Genomic DNA, 2525 nt, shown 5'->3' on the forward strand with positions numbered 1-2525 from the left:
CAAAGAAATTACCATGACCGGATTATCAGGGATGAGGGGGATTTTTTGAGGATATCCAACTACATCAGAAATAACCCGATGAATTGGGATGAGGATGAATTTTTTGGACCATGATGGTTATTACGGCGAAATCCCCCATGCTAGGGGCGAAAAATTTTTCGCACCTAGCATGGGGGAAATTAGCCGCTAGTTGATCTGCGCAAGCATCTTATCCAAAATGCCATTAAACTCCTCAGGTTTTTCAATCATTGGAAAATGGCCTGTGCCAGCGATGGTTTCTACTTGAAAGCCACTTTTACAGTGATTTTTCAAACCCGTTAGATTTGTTGGATAAGCGTCGCTGTTAATTAAATACAATTTGAAATTAAGCATTTCCAGTCTTTGTGCATCTGAATGAGCATATTGCATCTGATTCATAAATGTTCCGTAGCCAATGACAGAATCGGTGTTTGCAAAGTCATGCTTAACCCTCTCTTTGACTTCTTCTGGTGTGGTAGGGTGGAAAAGCATCATATCTGCATATACAGTGGCTGAATTTTTAAAATCCTTTTCCAGCATCGGAAAAAAGTCAGCCATCTGTTTCATTTGTTCGGGTGTAAATTCCACGTCAATAAATTTGAAATTGTCGACACCCACAATTCCTTTTATGGAAGGATGTTGGTTCATGGCTATTTCAAGCATGATCTCCCCAGCCATGGAATGGCCGACTATTACAACATTTTGAAGTTTCAATTGGTCAATAAATATTGTTACATCGTTGGCGTACTCTTCAATTGTCCAGTTGGCCCTTTCTGCTTTTGATTTCCCAAATCCCGGTAAGTCAATTGCATAAACATTGTATTGATGGGCAAAGTATTCTACCTGTTTTTCCCAATAAGTGCCATCAATGCACCACCCATGTAAAAACAGCAATGTTAACGTGCCCTGTCCATCTTGAAAATAATTGATTTCAACCTCATTGTTTCTGATTTTGATTTGTTTTGCAGTCATTCTTTCTCGTGTTTATGTCTTAGTTTCCTTCCTTGAAATGATACACTTACGATTTCCAAATTACATTTTTTCTTTGCTATTGGGTTAAGTATGTAACAAAGTTTCAAGGCACTTAGGACATCCCTATGTCAGGGGTTCAAATAATTTTTTTGAACGCTCTTCCAAATATTCTTCAATTCTGAAAGACCTATTGGGATTAAAATGAGTGGGTTGAACAAGGAGCTCTTTGATTCTGTCCAGGCGAAACTCCCTTATTTCTTGTCTTAGCTCACAAAAGGCAATAGTTGACCACACAGCACCGCTAAAATAGACGGCATAAGGGTGGATTATCCGTTCTTTGAGGTGACCTTCCCCCCTTGTTTGATAGGATATTTTCAACTTTTGATTTTCTGTAATTGAATGCTGTATGGCGTCTAAAAATATGCTTGTAGGTGCCCATGGCTTTTGATATCCGATTCTTGAATTCAGAAGCTCCAGTTTATCTTTGTCTTTAAGTGACAAAACAGCTTTAATTTTATAAAGTGCTGACCCATAATTCTGTTTAAGGGAATCTTCTGCATGATAATTTAAAATTTTACTGGTAGTAATCATAGCTCTGGCTTCCTCCATTGTGAATATTACGGGAGGCAACCGATAACCCTCCACTAAAAAATATCCCTTCCCTTCTTCTTCCCCAATTGGAACCCCGGCAAGTCTCAATGTTTTTATATCTCTGTAAATTGTCCTGTTTGTCACTTCATGTCGTTGGGCCAATTCACGGGCAGTTGTCAGTCTTTTGGATTGAATCTGTATGAGAATGCTTGTGATTCTGTCGAGTCTATTCATTTGAAAGTTGTATATCGGAAAATTACTGCTAACGTAAAGGTTTTTTATCTAAAAAGGGTTTTTGTTAAATGTCAAAAGTGTATTTATGATTAATTGAGCTGTAAAATACCGCGATTAGGGTATTTTTTCCTATGAATTTTCTAAACATATTTGAAATCAGCATTTATGCATTGGTATATATGTAACCCAACACACAAAAATGACCAGATATAAGATCAAGTGACTATTGAGCTTGTCATGGACTGGGAAGGGACCAAAATGGCCTTCAAGGAGGGGTTGGAAGAAGGTTATCAAAGGGGGAGTAACAATTAGGGAATACATGTAGGTTTTGGGGGTATAATAGATCGTAATGCAAGAGGTCCTGTTGTAGGGGGCGAAAAATTTTTCGATCCCTACAAAGGGACCTGACCGGTTCATTTGTCATAATTACGTATTGGTTTAGGAGTTTAGAAATGAGTTCGACCCCATTGGGGGTCGTTGGAATCGAAATGGCTTTTGGCTCCATGGGTTGCACCCATGGTTATTGAAAGGTTTGACCCCATTTGGGGTCGGTGAAACCAATCCTAGCGCCGCGGCCTTTGCGCTTTCTCTTTGCGCCCGTGGCGTGAAACCAAAGCCTCAACCTTGTCGCCGCTTCGCGGTTTCTAAACTCCTAAACCAGGCCGCAGGCCGAATAACCTACTAAACTACGCAGTTTAGAAGGTTATTTC

Annotated in this window: 2 protein-coding genes; both read right to left on the bottom strand. The window is 39.6% G+C overall.

All coding sequences use genetic code 11. From position 1 onward, the window contains the following. Positions 1-186 precede the first annotated feature (186 nt). The gene (locus tag KIH41_RS17970) at positions 187-990 is read right to left on the bottom strand and encodes an alpha/beta fold hydrolase (RefSeq protein ID WP_214163329.1); all 804 of its coding nucleotides are present in this window, start codon (positions 988-990) and stop codon (positions 187-189) included. Between the two features lie 123 nt (positions 991-1113). Then, on the bottom strand, positions 1114-1815 hold the full coding sequence (locus KIH41_RS17975; RefSeq protein ID WP_214163330.1) for a helix-turn-helix transcriptional regulator: 702 nt from the start codon (positions 1813-1815) through the stop codon (positions 1114-1116). Positions 1816-2525 lie beyond the last annotated feature (710 nt).

Origin of the sequence: Litoribacter ruber, from assembly GCF_018500185.1 — a bacterium.
In the GTDB taxonomy this organism is placed as follows: Bacteria; Bacteroidota; Bacteroidia; order Cytophagales; family Cyclobacteriaceae; genus Litoribacter; species Litoribacter ruber.

Bases quoted from the DNA above. Each gene is read 5' to 3' on its own strand.
- KIH41_RS17975 (WP_214163330.1), bottom strand. From the start codon at position 1,815: ATGAATAGACTCGACAGAATCACAAGCATTCTCATACAGATTCAATCC.
- KIH41_RS17970 (WP_214163329.1), bottom strand. From the start codon at position 990: ATGACTGCAAAACAAATCAAAATCAGAAACAATGAGGTTGAAATCAAT.